Raw genomic sequence first — 20063 nt, forward strand, 5'->3', positions numbered from 1 at the left:
TGCTTAGATTGCCCTTGCGGCAGGTGAGACAATGGCCGGAAAGGTGGACTGAGGGATGGCAGGGAATGTCAGGTACCGGACTGTCGAAACCGGCCGCTGGTATTGCCGTCGGAGTAGAAAGTCCGTTTTTCTCTTTTGGGGAGGGATGCGATGAATGTCGATCCTTTTTCCGGCCCCGATTCCCCGCGGGTGCGGTTCGGTGCCGAGATGCGCCGCCTGCGCGAGGAGGCCCAGCTCTCTCAAGGTGCCGTGGCCGCCCGGCTGGGATGCACGCAGACCCAGGTGAGCCGCCTGGAGGCCGCCACCCGGACCCCGTCGAAGTCCGACGCCGAGCGGCTGGACCGGCTCTTCGGCGCGGGCGGCGGCACGCTTTTTGCCGGGCTGCACCGGCGCATCCTCGCCCGGCCGGGCAGCCCGGACTGGTTCACGAGCTGGGCAGAGGAGATCGAACCCACTGCCCTGGTCCTGCAATCCTGGGATCCTCTACTCGTCCCTGGCCTCCTCCAGACCGAGTCTTATGCTCGGCATGTGCTCAGCCATAGCGCCCGTATCACTCCGAGTGAGGTGGAGGAGCGCGTGCAGTCGCGCATGCAGCGGGGAAAAGTTCTCGACAGGGAGAATCCCCCCTTATTCACGGCCCTTATCGATGAGGGGGTGCTGCGCCGTGAGGTTGGAGGCCCAGAAGTGATGCGCGAGCAGTTCGATCATCTGTTGGAGATAGTTCAGCGATCGGCTATTTCCGTACAAGTCGTCGATCCGCAGTGTCTATCGGGCATGTCAGGTGCTTTCATGATCGCTGAACTCCCACACGGGCAGCCGGACGTCATTCACGCGGATTCCTCAGTTCAGGGGCAGGTTACGGCCGAGCGTGAATTCGTGGTTTCGGTCAGAAACCAATATGAGGCACTACGTCGACATGCTTATCCTGAACATATGTCTCTCAAAATGATCGAGGAAGCGAGGCAGCGATGGACTTGAGTAATGCCGTGTGGCGGAAGTCATCGCTTTCCGGCCCGAACGGCGGTCAGTGCGTCGAGGTCGCTTCCGATCTTCCGGGTGCGGTTGCGGTCCGTGACAGCAAGGACTCCGACGGTCCCGCGCTGCTCTTCACCCCCGCCGAGTGGCGGTCCTTCGTCGGCGGCGTCAAGTCGGGTGCGTTCGACCGGCTGACCTGATCTCTCCACAACCGAGGAATCGAGACGGGATGGACCTGAGCGCCGCCATATGGCGGAAGTCGTCGCGGTCTTCGGACAACGGTGGGCAGTGCATCGAGGTCGCTTCGAACCTGCCGGGTGCGGTCGCGGTCCGTGACAGCAAGAACCCTGACGGTCCCGCGCTGCTCTTCACCCCTGCCGAGTGGCGGTCCTTCGTCGGCGGCATCAGAGCCGGAGATTTCGACCATTCGTCCTGACTGTCGGAATTAAGCTGGTTTCGGTCTGTCCTTAATTGGGACACCGTTCAATCCTTTTTGTCTTCAACCCCCGATCGGACAACCGATCGGGGGTTTTCTGCGTCTCCGTAACGGTGCTGAGCGGTCCTGGGATAGAAGTCTGAGAATTCCTGTTTCGCGCTGTGCGATTTGATGTATTCTGCAAGGCTTTGTTGAATCCGGCGTGACGTCTGTGAGGATGAATGAGTGATGGGGTCGGTGGGCTGGCCGGCGGGTCTCCCAACTTCGGATTCCTGCTCGCCCATGAGCCGCTGCTCGTGGTGTACGGAACAGGCGCTGAGACGTCCGTCTTCACCGACCCCAATGGCGCCCTGGTCAAATGCCGTCAGTTCATCGAGGTCCTGGCGACCGTCATGATGCGCCGCACCGGCATCACAGTGGCTGGTGACAGTCGGTTGGGGACCCGGATCCATGCCCTTTCCGACAACGGTGTCATCCTCCGAGATGGAGCCGACGCCTTTCATGAGATCCGGAGGGTCGGAAACAAGGCCGTCCACGAGCACTACGCCGACACCAGGGCCGCTCTCGACTCGGTGAACAAGTGCTTCCAACTCGGCCTGCTCCTGCACCGTGCCATCACGGGCGACCGCCAGGTCATCACCTTCGTTCCGCCCCAGCCGCCCGTCGACGTGACCGGTCGACTCCGTGAGGACCTCGAACGCTACAAGCGCGAGCTCACCGAGGCCCGGCTCATCCTGGACGGCAAGCGATCGCACGCGGAGGCGGTTTCCGAGGCCAGGGCGAAGGCCGAGGACGAGCTCAGCCGCGTGCTACGCGAACGCGACCGGCTGACCGAGCAGCTAAAGGCGTTGCAGGGCACCGCACAACAGCTCAGATCGGAGTTCGACGAGCGGACGCCGGACAAGGTCCCGATCTCCAGGCGCAGGCTCTTCATCGAGCAGGCGCGGGCGCCGGAACCGCTCACCGAGGCGCAGGCACGCCGCGAGATCGACCGGATGCTCCGCGAGGCCGGCTGGGTCGTGCAGGACCTGGCTCAGCTCAACCCCTTGGCCGGCACGGGTGTGGCCGTACGGGAGTTCGCCTTCGCCCACGGCAGGTCGGACTACGCCCTCTACGTCGATGGCATGCTCGTCGGCGTCATCGAGGCCAAGCGGGAGGGCACCTCGCTGACCGGGGTGGAGTGGCAGAGCGCCGGATATGCCGCCGCGCTCCCCAAGGCGTATGCCCTGGCCACCTGGCGCAGGGACATCCCGCTGCCGTTCCGCTACGAGAGCACGGGGGTGGAGACCCGCTTCACCAACGGCCTCGATCCCGATCCCCGGTCGCGTGGCGTCTTCTCGTTCCACCGGCCCGAGACCGTAGCCGCCTGGATGACCGAGGCCGACGACCGGCCGGCCGCGCCGACCCTCCGCACACGGGTACGGCAGATGCCCGCACTCGTCGAGACGGGGCTGCGTCCTGCCCAGATTGACGCGGTCAAGGGCGTCGAGAGCTCCCTCTGCCGGAACCTTCCCCGCGCTCTCGTCCAGATGGCCACCGGTGCCGGAAAGACGTTCGCCGCCGTCACCCAGACGTACCGGCTGATCAAGCATGCAGGCGCGAAGCGGGTGCTGTTCCTGGTCGACCGGAACAACCTCGGCGACCAGGCGACGGCGGAGTTCCGCAACTACATCACGCCTGACGACGGCCGGAAGCTCTCGGAGCTGTACAACATTCAGCGGCTGGCCGGTGGGACCGTCCTGGAGTCGACGAATGTCGTGATCACCACGATCCAGCGGCTCAGCCTCGCGCTCCGTGGTGAGCAGCTTCCGCCGGACGACGACGACCAGGGAGTCGACGACTACGTGCCCGACCGGCCGGTGGACGCGCAGTACAACCCGCAGCTCCCACCCGAGACCTTCGATTTGATCATCGTCGACGAGTGCCACCGGTCGATCTACGGCAAGTGGCGGGCGGTGCTCGACTACTTCGACGCGCCCATCCTCGGCCTCACCGCGACGCCGACCGCCCAGACGCTCGGCTTCTTCGACCAGAACGTCGCCTCGGCATACACCTACGAGCAGGCCGTGGCCGACGGGGTCAACGTCGACTACGACGTCTACCGGATCCGTACGAAGATCAGCGAGAGCGGCAGCCGCATCCCGGCCCTCGACGAGGAGGGCACCCGCACGGTCGTCCCGTTCCGGGACCGTCGCACGCGAATGCAGCGCTACGAGGAGCTGCAGGAGGACTTCACCTACTCCGGCGAGCAGATCGGCCGCTCGGTGCTGGCCAAGGACCAGATCCGGCTGGTCCTCAAGACTTTCCGCGACAAGGTCCTCCCCGAGCAGTACGGCAAGCGGACCATTGTCCCCAAGACGCTCATCTTCGCCAAGAGCGACGAGCACGCCGACGACATCGTGCAGATCGTCCGGGAGGTCTTCGGTAAGGGCAACGACTTCGCCGCGAAGATCACCTACAAGTCGAAGGACGTGGGTGACGACCCGAAGAAACTGCTGCAGCTCTTCCGCACCAGCGCGGCCCTGCGGATCGCCGTCACCGTCGACATGATCGCGACCGGGACGGACGTGCGACCGCTCGAAATCGTGTTCTTCATGCGCGGTGTGCAGAGCGCGGTCTACTTCGAGCAGATGAAGGGCCGCGGTGCCCGTACCGTCGACGAGACGGAGTTCCGTCAGGTCAACCCCGACCGGTCGGCTCGCCGCAAGGACCGCTTCCTGTTGATCGACGCGGTCGGGGTCACCGACAGCCCGCTGTGCGACGCGCGCCCGCTCGAACGGACGCCGTCGCTCAGCCTGAAACAGTTGCTGGCCAAGGCGGCCAACCTCTCGATCGACGAGCACGAGATCGCTTCTCTCGCGTCCCGGCTCGCCCGCCTCGACCTCGACATGACCGACGCCGATCGCGAGGAGATCGCGCGGGTCTCCGAGGGCACCACACTGCGCGACATCGTCCGGCGGCTCGTTGACGCCGTCGACACCGACGAGCTGATCGCAGTCCAGGACGTGGGTGGGGACAGGGCGGTCCAGCGACGGCTGCGCGAGGCCGTCGCCCCCCTCACCGCGAATCCCGACCTGCGCCGGCGCATCCTCGACATCCGCCACGACCGCGACACGGTCATCGACGTGCACTCGGCCGACGAGCTGATCTCGGCCGAGGGGGTGGACGTCGCCAAAGAGGCGGTCCAGTCGTTCCGCCAGTTCCTGAAGGAGCACCAGGACGAGGTGATTGTCCAGCAGCTCCGCCACGGCAGCGGTCCGAGACTGACGTACGCGCAACTCCAGGACCTGGCCGGCCGGGTGAAGCGGCTGCCGAAGGTCTACAACGTCGACTTCCTCTGGAAGTCGTACGAGGTGCTCGGCGAGGCACCGCCCCTCGGGGAGGGGGAGGCCACCGTCACGGACCTGGTCTCCCTGCTCCGCCGCGAACTCGGCGTGGACCAGAAGGTCCGTCCCTTCCGGTCGATCATCGAGGAGCGCTACGCCACCTGGCGCGCGAGCCAGGAGCGTGCCGGGGTGACCTTCACCTCGGAGCAGCGCTGGTATCTCGACCGCATCGTGGGCGTGATCGCCACGAGCGTCGAGGTCACCGTGAAAGACCTGCACGGCATGCCGTTCGACCAGCGCGGCGGCATCTACGGCTTCGCCGACGCCTTCGGCGACCGCGCGGAATCCATTCTCGAAGAACTCAACAAGGAGCTGACCGCGTGACCGATCTCCCCCTCGGTTGGGAATGGGCCACACTGGAAGACTTGCTCGCTGCGGAAGACCGAGCGATCACTGATGGTCCTTTCGGCTCTAAGCTGGCATCAAAGCACTACACAGCGCATGGGGCTCGCGTTATCCGTCTCCAAAATATTGGAGACGGTGTATTCCGTGATGAGCATGCTTACATTAGCGCTGATTACTTTGAAGAGCTTCGTGCTCATGAGGTTAAGAGGGGCGACCTTGTTTTGGCGTCCCTAGGGGAGATCCTTCCTCGCGCCTGTATCGTTCCGGACATAGGGCCAGCCATCGTTAAGGCCGATTGCATTCGAGCTCGTATTCATCCAGAAGTTGATACCCGATGGGTTCTCTATGCGCTTATGTCGCCCGAGAGTCGTAATCGATCCGTTTCGCTAATTAAAGGTGTGGGCCGCCCAAGACTCGGACTTGATGCCATCAAGAAGCTGCCGATCCCCTTACCTCCGCTGAGCGAGCAACTGCGGATAGTCGCGGCCCTTGAAGGTCATTCTTCCCGACTTGACTCTGGTATGGCTCAGATGCAGAAATTGTTGTTGAGGATAGAAGGCATGCGTGAGCGCATAATGGCGGCGGCATGCGAGGGAAGTCTGGATGTTGAATCGGATGGGTCATCTGCTGATGAGCCTGTTGGTGTTGGAGCAGCCGATGGTGACCTTCCTGCCCTGCCAGGTTCGTGGCTATGGGTCCGTCTAGGAGATTTGGCCGAAGTGGTAGGCGGCATAACAAAGGACGCTAAGAAGCAATCGGACCCGAACATCCCGCTGGTTCCCTACCTTCGTGTTGCCAATGTTCAGCGTGGCCGTCTCGAATTGTCAGAAGTGAGCTACATAAGGGTCCCCGCAGAGAAGGCAGAAAAGCTTATGCTGAAACGCGGCGATGTGCTTCTCAATGAAGGAGGTGACCGTGACAAGCTAGGGCGAGGATGGATCTGGGAGGAGCAAATCGATTGCTGCATACATCAGAATCATGTTTTCCGGGCGCGCATTAAAAATGACATCCTTCATCCTAAACTATTGGCTTGGCATGCCAATGGATCGGGGCGGAAGTGGTTTGAGGTAAACGGGAAGCAGAGTGTTAACCTCGCCTCCATTAGCCTATCAAAGATAAAAATGTTCCCTGTGCCTGTTCCTCCGCGAGCGCTACAGGAAAAACTTGTGTCGACGGCCGAAGATCGACTTTCTGCTCTGGATCGCAGTGAAGCTTTAATTCGAAAGTCTTTGATTTGGGCGACCTCTCTTCGTAGGTCTCTCTTAGTAGAGGCGTTTTCCGGGCGGTTAGTCCAGCAAGATCCGACTGATGAGCCTGCCTCCGAGCTGCTGGCGCGCATCAAGGCCGAACGGGCCGCACAACCCAAACCCCAGCGTGCACGTCGTACCAAGCCCAAGGAATCGTCGGCCGCGAGCCCCGCTGAATCACCGGCCGCGAGCCGTACCGAATGGCCCGATGCGAGCCGTACCCCCACCACCTACGAGCAGGGAGAACTGCTGTGACGACGACCGTGCCCGACAGCGAGCAGGCCGAGCGGTCGGCCGAGGCGGCGCGGCATGCGGAGGCGCGGCGGCTCGCGGACAAGATGTGGAGCTACTGCGACGTGCTCCGCGACGCGGGGGTGTCGGCGATCGACTATGTCGAGCAGCTGACCTACCTGCTCTTCCTCAAGATGGCCGATGAGCGGGCCAAGCTCCCGGAGAGCCTCGGCGGGGGGCGCATCCTGCCCAAGGAGATCAGCTGGGAGACGCTGAAGAAGCTGACCGGCGCGGAGCTGGAGGAGGCCTACCGGGAGGCGCTGACCGAGCTGGGCAAGGAGAAGGGCATCCTTGGGGTCGTCTTCCGCAAGGCGCAGAACAGGGTGCAGGAGCCCGCGCTGCTCAGGAAGCTAATCGTTGACCTCATGGACAACGAGACCTGGGGACGTCAGGGCACCGATGTCAAGGGTGATGCCTACGAGCAGCTCCTTGCGCGCAGCGCCACCGACGTCAAGTCCGGGGCTGGGCAGTACTTCACCCCGCGCCCGCTCATCAACGCGATCGTCGACTGCGCGCAGCCGACCCCCGGGGACACGATCATCGACCCGGCCTGCGGCACCGGCGGCTTCCTGCTGGCCGCCAACGACTACATCCGCAGGCATCACACGGAGCTGACGCCCGGCCAGCGGCACCGCCTGACGCACGGGGAGGCGTTCCTGGGGACCGAGCTGGTGGACGGCACAGCCCGGCTCGCCGCGATGAACATGCTGCTGCACGGCATGTGCCAGGCGGACGGCGAGTCGCCCATCGCCGCCGAGGACGCGCTCGCCACCTCCCCCGCGGTCCGCGCCTCCCTGGTGCTGGCCAACCCGCCGTTCGGCAAGAAGTCCGCGATCACCGTGATCGGCCTGGACGGCAAGGCGACTCGGGACGACGTCGCCTACGACCGGCAGGACTTCTGGCAGACCACCACCAACAAGCAGCTCAACTTCGTCCAGCACATCGCCCGGCTGATGGCGATCCCCGGCCGCGCGGCCGTGGTCCTCCCCGACAACGTGCTTTTCGAGGGCGGCGCGGGGGAGGGGATCCGCCGTGCGCTGCTCATGGAGTACGACGTGCACACCCTGCTCCGGCTGCCCACCGGGATCTTCTACGCGGGCGGGGTCAAGGCGAACGTGCTCTTCTTCGACCGGAAACCGGCCAGCGAGGAGCCGTGGACCAGGAACCTCTGGGTGTACGACTTCCGTACCGGCCAGCACTTCACGCTCAAGCAGAACCCGCTCCGCCGTGAGCACCTGCAGGACTTCGTCGACTCCTACCTGCCGGGCAGGTCGCCCGACGAGCGGGTGGAGACTGAACGGTTCCGGAAGTTCACCTATGACGAGCTGGTCGCGCGGGACAAGTGCAACTTGGACATCTTCTGGCTCAAGGACCCGAGCCTGGAGGACGCCGACGCGCTCCAGCCGCCCGAGATCATCGCACAGGAGATCGTCGACGACCTGGAGGCGGCGCTAAGCGAGTTCGCCGCCATCGCGGAGGCCCTGCAGAACCGCGCGGCGTCGCGGGATCCCGGCAACCCGTCCAGCGAAGCCCTTTGATCGACGCGCCTTTGTAGGTCGCGGTCCAGGGCCCGCCCCGGACAAGCCGGCCTTGCCGCCCCGCCGCCGATCACCAAGGAGCGGCGGGGCACCGTTTCCCGGCCAGGTGAGAGGATCGTCACCGGGCCGCGCAGTACGGGTCGCTCTATTCGAGATGAGAGATCACTGCCAAGTGATCAGTAGAACCTGGCGCGGGAAATTCGATCCGTCTGGCCTAGACCGTGCTTGATGGCAGAGCTGTTCTTACCATCCAGTTTTTTGTATGAAATATCGGCGCTAAGAGCGATCATATCGTGCACAATGTGATCATTCTAAAGCTAGCCAGCACCTTTGTGAGGACAGTCGTGTCTGACTCCGACGTCGTGAAGACCCCCGCGTTCCACAACTTCGAGCGCAATCTGGAGTACGTGCACCAGCTCATCAGCGCAGGAAGGAGCCTGGCCACGTTCAAGCCCGCGAATCTCGACGTGGGAGACCTGTACCGGGCGGCATGGGTGCAGGCGGTCGCCGCGTTGGATTACTGGGTCAGTCAGGAGATCTACTCTCGCGCGATCCGCCTCGCCCGGGAGCCCGGCATCGAGAAGCCGAAGAAGTTCCGGGATTTCGCCATCCCCATGGCAGTCTTCGAGGATGTGCACCACCATCGCATTCCCCTTGAGGAGGCCCTGGGGGGACACCTGCGAAAGTTTGTCACCAAGAACACCTTTCAGCAGCCGGACGGCATCAAGGACGGCCTGGCGATCGTCACGAGTATCACGCTCTGGGACAGAGTCGCTGAGATCATCAATCAGAAGCAATCAGCCGGTGACCTGAAGCTGGATGCCGGCAAGGCCAAAGAACAACTGCACCAGGTTGTGGCCCGTAGAAACAGGATCGCCCACGAAGCCGACCGGGTCGCGGATGACGCTAGTCGCAAGACCGACATCACAGCCGAAGAAGTAACCGATGCGGTTGCGACGGTGGAGCAGACGTGCGAGGCGATTCTCATCGCCCTTCAGGAGTCTCCCGAAGGAGCACTCACTGCGGAAGGGCCTGCTCCCAGGATCAGTGAGGAACTCACTGACCAAGAGCCTGAGATCGTTGTAGACGGAGGAGGAGAATCCATCGAGTCCCCGCTTGGCGATTGGGAGTTCGGCACGAAGCCTTACGGTGTCCACATGCGCGATCTGATCGAGCGGAAGCTCATCGAGGCAGGTGCCGAAATACGGGGGACACGTGGCAACGAGCGGTTCTCCGCGACAGTCGCACCTGACGGACGTGTCCGCCTGGCCTCCGGTCAACTCTGCACGTCCCCTTCCAAAGCCGGGCAGGTCGTTCTCAAGCGCCAGTCCTGCAACGGATGGACCTTCTGGAAGATCCAGTTTGAAGGTGCATGGGTTCCGTTAGAGGTGCTGCGGGACAAGTATTTGAACCTCTCCTAGAGGCCGGTGGTGGATGTGATCCGCACGGACTCCACCGGATCACTGTTCCGCCATCTGGAACCAGATCGACCGGCCTGCATTGTCGTTGTGGCGGGCCGATCCCAGAGGTGTAGGCGGTCCGTCAGCGTGCCGGGAGGAGTTTCTCGGTGATGGCCTGAAGCCGCCTCGCCGCGCTCGGGTCGAAGGACCTGTCCTCCACGCTGATCCGCCGTCCCTCCACGAAGGCGCTCAGCGGTTGCGCGGGCGGCGCGTCGAGGGCGGTGGTGATCGGGGGAAGGGCCGCCTCCACCGGCTTCGCGGACTTCTTCATCGCGTTGATGTGCTCCAGCGTCCTCGCGTCGTACACGCCGGAGAAGCCGGTCGCCGTGACGCCCGGATGGATCAGCACGTATCGGATGCCGCTCGCCCCGTACTTCTCGGCGAAGGCGACGCCGAGCAGGTCGTTCAGCTTGCCTCCCTGCCCGAGCGCCGTGCCGCCGTGGTAGCCGCGCCTGAGTTCGAGGTCGTCCCAGTTGACCACGGACAGGCTCGCACCGGGTCCGGCCACGTTCACGACGACCGGGTTGTCCGCCTTCTCCAGCGACGCGGCGAGACCGTGCCCGAGCAGATAGCGGCTCAGGTAGAACAGCGCGAAGTTCTCCTCGAACCCCTCGGCCGTCTCCACGCGTTCCGTGCGGTAGTGCCGCGCGCACAGCACCAGCGTGTCCACCACCGGGAATCGGGCCGTGATCTCCGCGACGGCCCTGCTGCTCTCCGCCGTCAGGCTCAGGTCCGCTCGGACGAAGAAGGCCCGCTCTCCCGCGCCCAGTTCCCGGGCGGCGCCGAGGAACGCCTGACCCTTTTCCGCACTGCGGCCGATGACGACGACGGTGTCACCTCGCTGCAGGCGGAGGGCGGCGAGCGCCTTCCCGATCCCGTCCGTACCGCCCGTGATCACGACAGTCTTCACCCGGGGTCTCCTTGAGAGAATTGTACTGATGAGTAAACTTTATTGGCCAAGTTGGTACGTTGGCAACGAATGAGGGCAGTTGCCGGCGCTGGCCGGTGCGGTAGGGGATGCGGGTGGTTACGGTGGCGGGATGAGCGGAGCGAAGACCTCGGCGACACAGGGGCGAGCGATCTCCCGTGGCCCGGTACCGCAGAGGATCACGCGGTTGCCACTCCGCCGGGCTCTTCCCCATGGGGATGCATCAGATATCTGTCATGGTGTGCGCCGAGCTCCGGTGGCCCCTGAAGCGCGCCTACGAGTGCTGCAAGGTGTCTGGGAAGCCGAGGCTCGTCGTGGTGCTCCTCGGAAGCACCACCTGGGGCGCGGTCATCGAACTCCACGGCCCCAGGGTAAGTGGTCGTCTCTGGCGGCATCCGCGGGGATGGCCGGCTGCCACCAAGCCGGCTCAGAGTTCGCCGGGCATGGGCCTGGTCACACCTACGCGTCTGCGGGGTCGCGTAGCGCGAGCGCTTCGGCCTCGGTCAGCCCTTTACGAGCCGCCATCCGGCGGCGTGCCCGGACCTGTGCACTGGTGCGTGGACGGTACTTCGGATCTTTGGAACAGCCGCAGAGCTCGAATCCGTCGTACCTCAGGCCTGCCCCCAGGACGGCGGCCACTGCCGCCCACCGGCGGCCATCGGTCTTACGCGGTGCGGCGAAGTCGTGGCCCGCGTAGACCATCGGTGTACGGCAGCGCGTGCAGAGGTGCCCTGCCCCGTCCCACAGGAACTTGTGACTCTGGCGGCAGGGAACGCACACGTAGTGCACCTTGTAGGTGACCATCGCGTATGTGCACATGCGCAAATGATATCCGCGCCCCCCGGCGGCTGTTGATCGATTTTGGCACGCCCGGCATCGGGGCGGTCTTGCCGTGGGCGGTGGCCGGCGAGTCGCCGGTGTCGCAGAGGATCGTGTGACGGCCGGTTCGCACCGTCAGGCGAGTTCCTCGATGAAGGCGGCGAGTTGGACGACGTTGCGGCACTCGTGCATCGGGACCACCCCGCCGTAAGCGGTGGCCAGTGAGTCGCCGGTGTCCCACTGGCTCACCGGTTCGGGGTTGAGCCAGTAGGCGTGCCGGGCCTCCTTGGTCAGCCGCTTCAGCGTCTCCAGCGCGGGCGGCTGGTAGTTGGAGCGCGCGTCGCCCAGGATCAGCAGCGACGTCTTCGGTCCGACGGCGTCGCCGTACCGCTCGGCGAATTTCTCGAACGCGTTGCCGTAGTTGGTCCGGCCGAAGCGCACCATGTCGGCCTCGGCGGCCAGCTTGGTCATCGCCTCGGCCACATCGGCGCCGGGGACGAAGAACCGGGTGATCTCGTCCACGGTGTCCACGAAGCCGAACGCGCGGACCTTCGCGAACTGCTCGCGCAGCGCGTAGGTCAGCAGCAGTGTGAAGTGGGCGAAGGAGGCGACCGAGTCGCTGGTGTCGCAGAGGACGACCAGTTCGGGCCGGTGCGGGCGGCGCGGCTTGTTGAAGACGGTCAGCGGCACGCCGCCGCTGGACAGCGAGGCCCGCACGGTCCGGCGGAAGTCCAGGCGGCCCCGGTGGCCGAGCCGGTGCTTGACGGTCAGCCGGGTGGCCAGCCGGCGGGCGAGCGGGTGGACCTCCCGCCGCAGCCTGGCCAGGTCGGCCTTCGTCACCCGGAGGAAGTCGAGCTGCTCCAGCGGAGACCGTACGGCGGAGCGGGCGATCCGCTCGATGCCGGAGTCCTCGGCGATCCGGCGGCGTACATCGGTGGAGACGGCGTCGGTGAACCGCCTGGTGTTCTCCCCGATCCGCTGCCGGGCGACCTTCTCGGCCAGGCCGCCGCGCTCCTGACCGGCCAGCACCTCCGCCAGCAGCCGGGCCATGAGCGTCTCGGGGGAGAGCGCCCGCAGTACGGGGTAGGAGAACCAGTTCTGCCGTCCCGGCCCGGCGGCCTGGCGTCCGAACCGCTCCACCATGGCCCGCGCGAACTCGTTCATCCCGTCGGCGCCCAGCAGCAGCTCGGCCAGCCGGTCCCGGAGCTCGGGCACCCCGGCGGTCTCCAGGTCGACGACGTCCGGGCCGTCTCCCGGGACTTCCGGGCGCGGGCGGGAGAGGCCGGTGGTCGAAGCGGGGAACCACAGGTCGAAGAGCGTGTCGAAACCCGGCCGGTATGAGGGCCGCTTGACCAGGGTCGCGGCGTAGGCGGCGCGCAGCGACTCCCGCTCGGCCAGGTCGATCACCTGCAGCGCCCGCGCCGCGTCCAGCCCCTCGGCCAGCGACACCGGCAGCCCGGCCTCGCGCAGCGCGTGCACGAAGCCGACATGCCGGTCGAGAAGACTCACAGCGCCAGTTCCTTGCGGGCGCGGGTCTGGTCGGAGGCGTGCTTGAGCACCACGCCGAGGGTTGCGCCGACCGTCGCTCCGTCCAGCTCGGTCCGGCCCAGTGCGAGCAGCGTGTGGGCCCAGTCGACGGTCTCGGCGATCGAGGGGGACTTCTTCAGCTCAAGGGTGCGCAGGGTGGCGACCGTACGGGCGAGCTGCTCGGCCAGGCCCGCCTCGATCGCGGGCACCTGGGCCAGCACGATGTCGCGCTCGCGCTCCGGCGTCGGGTACTCCAGGTGCAGGTAGAGACAGCGCCGCTTCAGGGCCTCCGACAGCTCGCGGGTCGCGTTGGAGGTCAGCACCACGTACGGCCGCCGTACGGCGGTGATCGTGCCCAGTTCGGGGATCGTGACCTGGTAGTCGGAGAGGATCTCCAGCAGCAGGCCCTCCACCTCCACGTCGGCCTTGTCGGTCTCGTCGATCAGCAGGACCGTCGGTTCCTGCGACCGGATGGCCCGCAGCAGCGGCCGCTCCAGCAGGAACTCCTCGGTGAAGATGTCGTCGTGGGTGGCGTCCCAGTCCTCGCCGTTCCCGGCCTGGATGCGCAGGAGCTGCTTCTTGTAGTTCCACTCGTACAGCGCCCTGGCCTCGTCGAGCCCCTCGTAGCACTGCAGCCGGACGAGCTGTGCCCCGGTCGCCGCCGCCACGGCCTTGGCGAGCTGGGTCTTGCCCACCCCCGCCGGCCCCTCGGCGAGGAGCGGTTTGCCGAGCGCGCCGGCCAGGAAGACCGAGGTCGCGATGGAGTCATCCGTGAGGTAGTCCACGGCGCTGAGCCGCTCCCGGACGTCGGCGGGCGAGGCGAACCACATGTGCACTCCCAGTACAGGACAGAATGTTGTTCTACCTTAGTCGCTGATCTCCGCTGATTTCGAAGCGTCCGGCGAAATGCGCTATCCTTCAAGAGCTTCAAGCGCCGCTAGCTCAGTTGGTTAGAGCAGCTGACTCTTAATCAGCGGGTCCGGGGTTCGAGTCCCTGGCGGCGCACCGGCAGAAAGCCCAGGTCAGTCCAGCTGACCTGGGCTTTCTTGCTTTCACGGGCACTCTGGCGGGTCCGTCGGTCATTCGTGGTCGCGTTCGGCGGTGAGCGTGGCGAGGAAGTCGTCGACGAGCTCGATCTGGTGCTCCGCCGGGAATCTTTCCGGGGCGAAGAGCGCCTGCACCACCAGGCCGTGCGTGAAGGACAGCGCAGTCGTCGCCAGCCGCTGCGCATCGGCCCGAGCGGGCAGCTCGCCCCGGTGCCGCGCGTCTTCGATCGCGGTGCACAGCCCCGCGCGGATGCGCTCATACCGGGTGGCCTGCGCGCTGAAGAGCGCGGGGTCGGAGAGCGCCACGTCCCAGGAGCCGACCCAGATCCGGTTCATCGCCACACCCTCCGGTGTCAGCGGGAGCATGTCGAGCAGGCGGGTGCGCAGCGTGGGCAGTCCGATCGCGGGCGCCTTCAGGCGCGGACGCTGCTGGGTGCGTGCCTCCAGAATGGCGAGGGCATGGGCGATCAGCTCGTGTTTGCCCGCGAAGTAGTGCGTGACGAGCCCGGTGGAAGCCCCCATGGCCGCCGCGACCGCGCGCAGGGTGAGGCCGGCGAACCCGTGCTCGGCGAGGACCCGCCAGACCGCCTCGGAGACGTCGTGGCGGCGTGCCTCATGGTCGGTGCGCGCGGGGCTCATGACCTACTAGTCTACATACCGAACGTTTGTTATGAACTTTTGCGGAGGCCCGATGTTCGCCCTTCCCCTCACCGCCCGCGCCGAACTGCGGCCGCTTGAGCCGTGGTCGGCCGAGGAGTTCCTCGCCCATCTCGACCGGGCACGCGAGCACATCTCGCCGTGGGTGTCGCCGACATTCGTCGCCACCGACCTCGCCGAGGCCGGTGCGGTGCTGCGGCGCTACGCCAACAAGTGGTCACAGGACGCGGGCGGCATCTGGGGGATCTGGCTGGAGGGCACACTCGTCGGTGGCGTGATGTTCGTGTCGTTCGACCCCGCGCTGGGCGTCTGCGAGGCGGGCTGCTGGCTCGAACCCGGTGCGGAGGGGAACGGGCTGATCACCCGCGCCGTCGAGCGGATCGTCGACTGGGCGGTGAGAGAGCGCGGCATCCAGCGCGTCGAGTGGCGTGCCAACGCCGAAAACGTGCGCAGCATCAACGTCGCCAAGCGGCTGGGCATGACCCACGACGGCACCCTGCGGCAGGCCTACCCGGGCGAGAGCCGGCGCATCGACATCGCGGTCTGGTCGGTGCTCGCCGACGAGTGGCGCGCCCGCGGGGCGCGGAGCGAGGCGGACCAGGCCGAGATCGGCGGGCTGTCGGTGAGCTGACGGCGGGCTTCTTCCGCCTGTTCGCCGATGCGGGCGGCGCTCGCCCGGACGTCGGGGCGATCCGCCGGCTCCTCGTCCCGGGGAAACATCGTCAGAGGCGGACCGCCGTGGCAGGGAGGAGTTCGCCCGTCGCGTCATAGGCGTCCAGCAGGCGCGCGTAGGGGGCGATGTCGATGCCGTGCCCGGCGAGCCAGCCGTCGTCGAAGTAGGTGCTCAGGTACCGTTCGCCGGCGTCGCACAGCAACGTGACGACGCTGCCCTGCTCACCGGCGTGGCGCATGCGTTCGATGAGGCACAGGGCGGCCCAGACGTTGGTGCCGGTGGAGGCGCCGACCATCCGGCCCATCCGGGCCGACAGCCAGCGCATCGTGGCGATCGAGGCGGCGTCGGGCACCTGCTCCATGTCGTCGATGACCCCGCCGACGAAGGACGGCTCGACGCGCGGGCGGCCGATGCCCTCGATGCGTGACTGGGCGGACATGGTGACGTCGGAGGTGCCGCGGCTCCAGCCCTGGTAGAAGGCCGAGCCCTCGGGGTCGGCGACGAGCACCCGGGTCGGGTGGCGGCGGTAGCGGACGTAACGGCCGATCGTGGCCGAGGTGCCGCCGGTGCCCGCGCTGACCACGATCCAGGACGGTACCGGGTGCGGTTCGGCGGCCATCTGCTCGAAGATGGACTCGGCGATGTTGTTGTTGCCGCGCCAGTCGGTCGCCCGTTCGGCGTAGGTGAACTGGTCCATGTAGTGGCCGCCGCGTTCGGCGGCGACGCGGCGGGCCTCGTCGTACACCTCCGAGGAGCGTTTCACGAAGTGGCAGTGGCCGCCGTGCCACTCGATCAGCGTGACCTTCTCCTTGCTGGTCGCCTCCGGCATCACGGCGATGAACGGCAGGCCGAGCAGCCTGGCGAAATAGGCCTCGCTGACCGCCGTCGAGCCGCTGGACGCCTCGACGACCGTGCTGTCGCGGTGGATCCAGCCGTTGCACAGGGCGTACAGGAACAGTGAGCGGGCCAGCCGGTGCTTGAGACTGCCCGTCGGGTGCACCGACTCGTCCTTGAGGTAAAGGTCGATTCCGGGTGGGCCGGGCAGGTTGACGACGTGCAGGTGGGTGTCGGCGCTGCGGTTGGTGTCCGCTTCCACCCGGCGGATGGCCTCGGCGATCCACTCACGGTCTTCGGTCGATGTCTTGGGCACCAGCACAGGCTAATGGCCCGGTCACGCAGCCTCATCCGGCAGGCCGCCGAGGTCAGGCGCCCGGCGCGGACGGCGGGCGCGGCGGGTGCCGGTGCGGCTCGATCCTGGCCGGCAGCCGTACCGCCAGCAGGAGGGCCAGGAACCCGGCGGCGCCCCCGGCGGCGATCAGGGAGAGGGCGGGCCAGATGGAGCCCCGCCCCCGGTCCCCGGCTTGGGGGACGGACGGCGGTGGCAAGGCCGACTCGACCAGCCGGGCGGCCGCCGTCACCGGGGAATCGAAGTCCTCCGATACCAGCCTGCCGGGGTCGACGGAGCGGGCGACCGTGGCCAGCGCGTCGCGCAGCGGGTGGCCGTCGGCCTGGTTGCACAGAATGAGCAGCGAGCGGCCCGGCAGCCCGGCGAGCGCTTCCGATCGTTGGTAACCGCTGTCACGGGCGGCCTCGCGGGGCACGACGGCGGCCTGCACCTCCTTGTCCCGGAGGGCGCGCAGCGGGTCGAGCGCCGGGACGGTCTTCAGCCGCAGCCAGGGATGGCGCTGCCGCAGGATCTGCTCGGTCCCCTCCCGGGCGGGCCCCTCCTCGGCGGCGTCCGGCACCGAGATCCGGATCTCGTCGTCCGGACGTGCGAAGGCCGCCGTCAACCTGTCCGGCCCGATCAGACCGGCGTCGTAGACCAGGACGTCCCGGTTCGGGACCGGGATGGCGGCGACCGTGGAGTATCCCTGCGCCGCCAGCGGATCAGCGGGCTGCGCCGGCTGGGCACCCGAGAGGCCGGGATCCGCAGGAGGGATCTCCACGAGGACCACGGCCGGCTCCGCGACGGGCGCGGTCACGGTGGGAGCCTCGCTCAGCCGGAGCTCGAACCGGTAGCCCATCTGCCGGACGACCTCGGTCACGACATTGCCGGCGAACGCGTCCTCCTGCCCGGACGGGGCCTGGACGACGACCGTGCCCGGTGCCATTCCAGCCGCGTCCCCCTCGGCGGGGGGACCGCCGCCGGGAGCGCGCAGCATCGCGACGACACCGGTGCCGATCAGGGTGAGGGCCAGTGCCGTGCAAGCCACGACCACGGTGGCCTTGCCGTTCAGCCCCCAGCCAGGCCGGAACCGTCTCCCGCGGTCGGCCGGTTCCAGCCCGCCGAGCGCGGTCTGCATCGAGGGCGGTACGGCGCTCGGGCCCGCGGCGGCCGTCGGCCGGTAGGGCACGGTCGCCGCGGCGGGCGTGCCCCGGCTCTCGGGCACGGCGCCGGGCGTCACACCGGGTGCGGGTACGGCCGGCCCCTCACCGGCGCCCGGGCGCAGCCGCTTCCGCAGCCGGCGTACGGGCGAGGTCAGCCACCGCTCAACCGGTCCCGGCGCGGGTGGGACTATCTCGGGACCCGGAACGCCGCCGGCTCCTCCGGGGATGCCGCCTCCGCCCGGGACGCCTCCGCCCGGGACGCCTCCGCCCGGGACGCCTCCTCCGGGAACGCCGCCTCCTCTTCCTGGGGTGCCGCCTCCGCCCGGAACGCCTCCTCCGGGGACGCCGCCTCCTCTTCCCGGAACGCCGCCGCCTCCGCCCGGAACCGGCCCGCGGTTCTCGGGACCGGACGCAGCGGGGCCGGGCAAGGCCTTTCGCCGCCCCGCCGCGACGACCGTGTCCGCACTGGAACTCCCTGTCCGGGGGGCCTTCGAGTCGACGTGCTCCGGCCCCCGCGACGCGCCGGTGGCGGCGGGGGGCAGCAGTTCGGGATAGCCGGCGTGTTCGAGCAGCCGTACGGCGACCGGTACGTCCTCGGGACCGAACGACAGCGGATCGGTCAGCCCGGCGAGCCTCCGCAGCATGTCCGGGAGCCGGACATCGGGCCGGGTCAGCAGGTCCAGGCACACGTTCGCCAGGCTGTCCCGCCGGGTGATCTCCGCTCCGTGACCCCATCGCACCTCGTGGGCGTTCTCCGGCGCGTGCCGCGCGAAGGACAGCCTGATCTTGTGCCGGGCCGTGCTGCTGGTCCAGGTCGCCGCGGTCAGCCTGGACCGCATGCCGTACGGCAGGAGCGCGGCGACGGTGTCCAGAAAGCGCAACCGTTCGATCATGGGGACCCGGTCCGCGCCCACCACGCAGACGGGCCGCCCGGTCAGCAGGAGCGCGGCGGCGCACCGCGCGTCCGGCCCGGGGCCGAGAGCCGTGGGGTCGAGCTCCGGCACGCGTACGGTCAGCGGAGGGGACGGGGTCACCGGCAGGTTCGCGAGGGCGTGGTAGAGCGCCTCGTAGGACACCTGATGGGCGGCCAGTTCCTGGTACGGGACGTAGAACCAGTGGGTGTGGACGATCTTGCGGTTGGTGGCGTCCCGGTGCCCGGACCATTTCTGGACCGCGAGCACGATGTGGCGCGACACCCGTTCGCGCTCCCTGGTCGCCGCGACCGCGATCGTCACCTGCGGCAGATCCGCCGAGAGACCCATGGCATATCTGCTCCTGATCTCCTCGAACACCTCAGGCCCGAGGCGGTCGTCGCTCCAGGAGAGCAGTTCGTAGTCGTGATGGGCGCCGGGCCGCTTCCCCTCCAGTGCCCACTCGAATCCGATCTCGCGGCCGGTCACGAGCCCTCCGTCGCCGCCCGGGCCGCGGCGAGCCGCTGCCCCAGCCAGAGCATGGGCTCCACCACGTTGATCGGATGCAACTGCCCCCGGATGCGTGAGTCCTCGTCCGCCTCTCCGGGGACCATGTTCTGGAAGTCGTCCCAGTCGAAGTGCTTCGTGCGCCGATCCACATAGAAGCCGATCGAGGACGTGGCGAAGAAGCGGATCCGATCCGGGTGGAAGAACTGGTCGAGCGACTTGAGCACCATGTCGGCGTTGCCGCTGGCCGACACCTGGCACAGCTCGTGGAACAGTTCCCGGGTGTCCTCGCTGGTCACTCGGGGCAGCCCGTACGGATCGTCGACGTCCACGGTGAGCAGCCCTCGCTTCTCGGCCGTCTCCAGCACCCGGGGGTCGTCGAACTTGGTGACGCACACGGCGATGTGGTGCGGCAGCTTCCCGTCGGCGAACTCGCCGGCGGCGAGCATCCGCTCGGCGAGCAGGGTGAGCGGGGCGTGCATGTGGTCGAAGGCGTCCCCGAAGATGAACTCCCTGATCGGGTCGAAGAGGAAGACGAGGCCCCGGCTCCGCTCAAGGTTGTCCAGCAGCTCCTGCCGACGCGGGTCTCCCGAGCCGTCCGGAGCGCTCGGGCCGCCCGCCGGGCGCCGTCCCGTGCCGAACCACCCGCCGGGAGCGTCGGTCATGCCGATTCCTATCCGGGTCGGCGGCCGTGGCTTGGCCTTCCTGCCCCAGAAGCCGAGCTTCCGGAGAGCGGGGCCGATCAGCGTCCAGTGATAGCGCTCCATGGCCATGTTCGCCTCGGGGAACACCTTGCCCCGCAACAGGGCATTGGTCTTCTCGATCAGGTAGTCCGACGACGCGGGGTCGGATCCGATGATCTTCCAGTCGTTGTCACTCCTGGTCAGGGCGATGAACAACGCCGCCAGCAGGGTGGTTTTGCCGCTGCCGGGAGCACCCCACATGACGATGTTGTGATCGGGACGTCCCCGGCTCGGATCGGGCTGCAT

The 20063-nt window shown here is 67.2% G+C and carries 16 protein-coding genes and 1 tRNA gene; 9 read left to right on the top strand and 8 right to left on the bottom strand.

Annotated elements, in window-relative coordinates:
• Positions 1–150 precede the first annotated feature (150 nt).
• The 7 genes from OHA77_RS29735 (at position 151) to OHA77_RS29765 (ending at position 9639) form a co-directional block, all read left to right on the top strand.
• A complete protein-coding gene (locus OHA77_RS29735; protein ID WP_406312695.1) occupies positions 151–978 on the top strand; it encodes a helix-turn-helix domain-containing protein in 828 nt (275 codons plus the stop codon).
• The gene (locus OHA77_RS29740) at positions 969–1175 is read left to right on the top strand and encodes a DUF397 domain-containing protein (RefSeq protein ID WP_406312696.1); all 207 of its coding nucleotides are present in this window, start codon (positions 969–971) and stop codon (positions 1173–1175) included. Before OHA77_RS29735 ends, OHA77_RS29740 begins: the two co-directional genes overlap by 10 nt.
• A 29-nt stretch (positions 1176–1204) precedes the next feature.
• Positions 1205–1411 (top strand): DUF397 domain-containing protein, encoded by a 207-nt coding sequence (locus OHA77_RS29745; protein ID WP_406312697.1) that lies wholly within the window; start codon positions 1205–1207, stop codon positions 1409–1411.
• A 221-nt stretch (positions 1412–1632) separates the two neighbouring features.
• A complete protein-coding gene (locus OHA77_RS29750; RefSeq protein WP_406312698.1) occupies positions 1633–5121 on the top strand; it encodes a DEAD/DEAH box helicase family protein in 3489 nt (1162 codons plus the stop codon).
• A complete protein-coding gene (locus tag OHA77_RS29755) occupies positions 5118–6644 on the top strand; it encodes a restriction endonuclease subunit S (protein ID WP_406312699.1) in 1527 nt (508 codons plus the stop codon). Before OHA77_RS29750 ends, OHA77_RS29755 begins: the two co-directional genes overlap by 4 nt.
• On the top strand, positions 6641–8218 hold the full coding sequence (locus tag OHA77_RS29760) for an N-6 DNA methylase (protein ID WP_406312700.1): 1578 nt from the start codon (positions 6641–6643) through the stop codon (positions 8216–8218). Before OHA77_RS29755 ends, OHA77_RS29760 begins: the two co-directional genes overlap by 4 nt.
• Before the next feature lie 302 nt (positions 8219–8520).
• Positions 8521–9639, top strand: a complete 1119-nt coding sequence (locus OHA77_RS29765) for a HEPN domain-containing protein (RefSeq protein WP_406312701.1) — start codon at positions 8521–8523, stop codon at positions 9637–9639.
• A gap of 121 nt (positions 9640–9760) precedes the next feature.
• On the opposite strand, the gene OHA77_RS29770 is transcribed toward OHA77_RS29765, so the two are convergent.
• The 4 genes from OHA77_RS29770 to OHA77_RS29785 form a co-directional block, all read right to left on the bottom strand.
• Complete coding sequence (locus OHA77_RS29770) at positions 9761–10588, bottom strand: SDR family NAD(P)-dependent oxidoreductase (protein WP_406312703.1); 828 nt, start codon at positions 10586–10588, stop codon at positions 9761–9763.
• Positions 10589–11065: 477 nt separating this feature from the next.
• Positions 11066–11425, bottom strand: a complete 360-nt coding sequence (locus OHA77_RS29775) for a hypothetical protein (RefSeq protein WP_406312704.1) — start codon at positions 11423–11425, stop codon at positions 11066–11068.
• A 135-nt stretch (positions 11426–11560) separates the two neighbouring features.
• Positions 11561–12934 carry a vWA domain-containing protein gene (locus tag OHA77_RS29780; RefSeq protein ID WP_406312705.1) on the bottom strand — a complete coding sequence of 458 codons (1374 nt, stop codon included), beginning with the start codon at positions 12932–12934 and terminating at the stop codon, positions 11561–11563.
• Positions 12931–13782 carry a MoxR family ATPase gene (locus OHA77_RS29785; RefSeq protein WP_326824875.1) on the bottom strand — a complete coding sequence of 284 codons (852 nt, stop codon included), beginning with the start codon at positions 13780–13782 and terminating at the stop codon, positions 12931–12933. The genes OHA77_RS29780 and OHA77_RS29785 overlap by 4 nt, the downstream gene beginning before the upstream one ends.
• Before the next feature lie 101 nt (positions 13783–13883).
• On the opposite strand from OHA77_RS29785, the gene OHA77_RS29790 reads away from it, so the two are divergent.
• Positions 13884–13957: transfer RNA gene (locus OHA77_RS29790), tRNA-Lys, on the top strand.
• A 74-nt stretch (positions 13958–14031) separates the two neighbouring features.
• Here OHA77_RS29790 and OHA77_RS29795 read toward each other — a convergent pair.
• The gene (locus OHA77_RS29795) at positions 14032–14637 is read right to left on the bottom strand and encodes a TetR/AcrR family transcriptional regulator (protein WP_406312706.1); all 606 of its coding nucleotides are present in this window, start codon (positions 14635–14637) and stop codon (positions 14032–14034) included.
• A 52-nt stretch (positions 14638–14689) separates the two neighbouring features.
• Between OHA77_RS29795 and OHA77_RS29800 the strand changes: the two genes are divergently transcribed.
• Positions 14690–15286 (top strand): GNAT family N-acetyltransferase, encoded by a 597-nt coding sequence (locus tag OHA77_RS29800; RefSeq protein WP_406312707.1) that lies wholly within the window; start codon positions 14690–14692, stop codon positions 15284–15286.
• A gap of 91 nt (positions 15287–15377) precedes the next feature.
• On the opposite strand, the gene OHA77_RS29805 is transcribed toward OHA77_RS29800, so the two are convergent.
• From OHA77_RS29805 to OHA77_RS29815, 3 genes are read right to left on the bottom strand one after another with little or no spacing between them, the layout of a single operon-like run.
• On the bottom strand, positions 15378–16478 hold the full coding sequence (locus OHA77_RS29805; protein ID WP_406312709.1) for a PLP-dependent cysteine synthase family protein: 1101 nt from the start codon (positions 16476–16478) through the stop codon (positions 15378–15380).
• Between the two features lie 52 nt (positions 16479–16530).
• Positions 16531–19056, bottom strand: a complete 2526-nt coding sequence (locus tag OHA77_RS29810) for a hypothetical protein (RefSeq protein WP_406312710.1) — start codon at positions 19054–19056, stop codon at positions 16531–16533.
• Complete coding sequence (locus OHA77_RS29815; protein WP_406312711.1) at positions 19053–20063, bottom strand: hypothetical protein; 1011 nt, start codon at positions 20061–20063, stop codon at positions 19053–19055. The genes OHA77_RS29810 and OHA77_RS29815 overlap by 4 nt, the downstream gene beginning before the upstream one ends.

Source organism: Streptosporangium sp. NBC_01639 (assembly GCF_045209755.1).
Taxonomy (GTDB): Bacteria; Actinomycetota; Actinomycetes; order Streptosporangiales; family Streptosporangiaceae; genus Streptosporangium.

Excerpts from the sequence above, each read along its gene's own strand:
- OHA77_RS29750 (WP_406312698.1), top strand. The coding sequence starts at position 1,633 with ATGAGTGATGGGGTCGGTGGGCTGGCCGGCGGGTCTCCCAACTTCGGA.
- OHA77_RS29800 (WP_406312707.1), top strand. The coding sequence starts at position 14,690 with ATGTTCGCCCTTCCCCTCACCGCCCGCGCCGAACTGCGGCCGCTTGAG.
- OHA77_RS29795 (WP_406312706.1), bottom strand. The coding sequence starts at position 14,637 with ATGAGCCCCGCGCGCACCGACCATGAGGCACGCCGCCACGACGTCTCC.
- OHA77_RS29745 (WP_406312697.1), top strand. The coding sequence starts at position 1,205 with ATGGACCTGAGCGCCGCCATATGGCGGAAGTCGTCGCGGTCTTCGGAC.
- OHA77_RS29735 (WP_406312695.1), top strand. The coding sequence starts at position 151 with ATGAATGTCGATCCTTTTTCCGGCCCCGATTCCCCGCGGGTGCGGTTC.
- OHA77_RS29775 (WP_406312704.1), bottom strand. The coding sequence starts at position 11,425 with ATGTGCACATACGCGATGGTCACCTACAAGGTGCACTACGTGTGCGTT.
- OHA77_RS29740 (WP_406312696.1), top strand. The coding sequence starts at position 969 with ATGGACTTGAGTAATGCCGTGTGGCGGAAGTCATCGCTTTCCGGCCCG.
- OHA77_RS29815 (WP_406312711.1), bottom strand. The coding sequence starts at position 20,063 with ATGCAGCCCGATCCGAGCCGGGGACGTCCCGATCACAACATCGTCATG.
- OHA77_RS29785 (WP_326824875.1), bottom strand. The coding sequence starts at position 13,782 with ATGTGGTTCGCCTCGCCCGCCGACGTCCGGGAGCGGCTCAGCGCCGTG.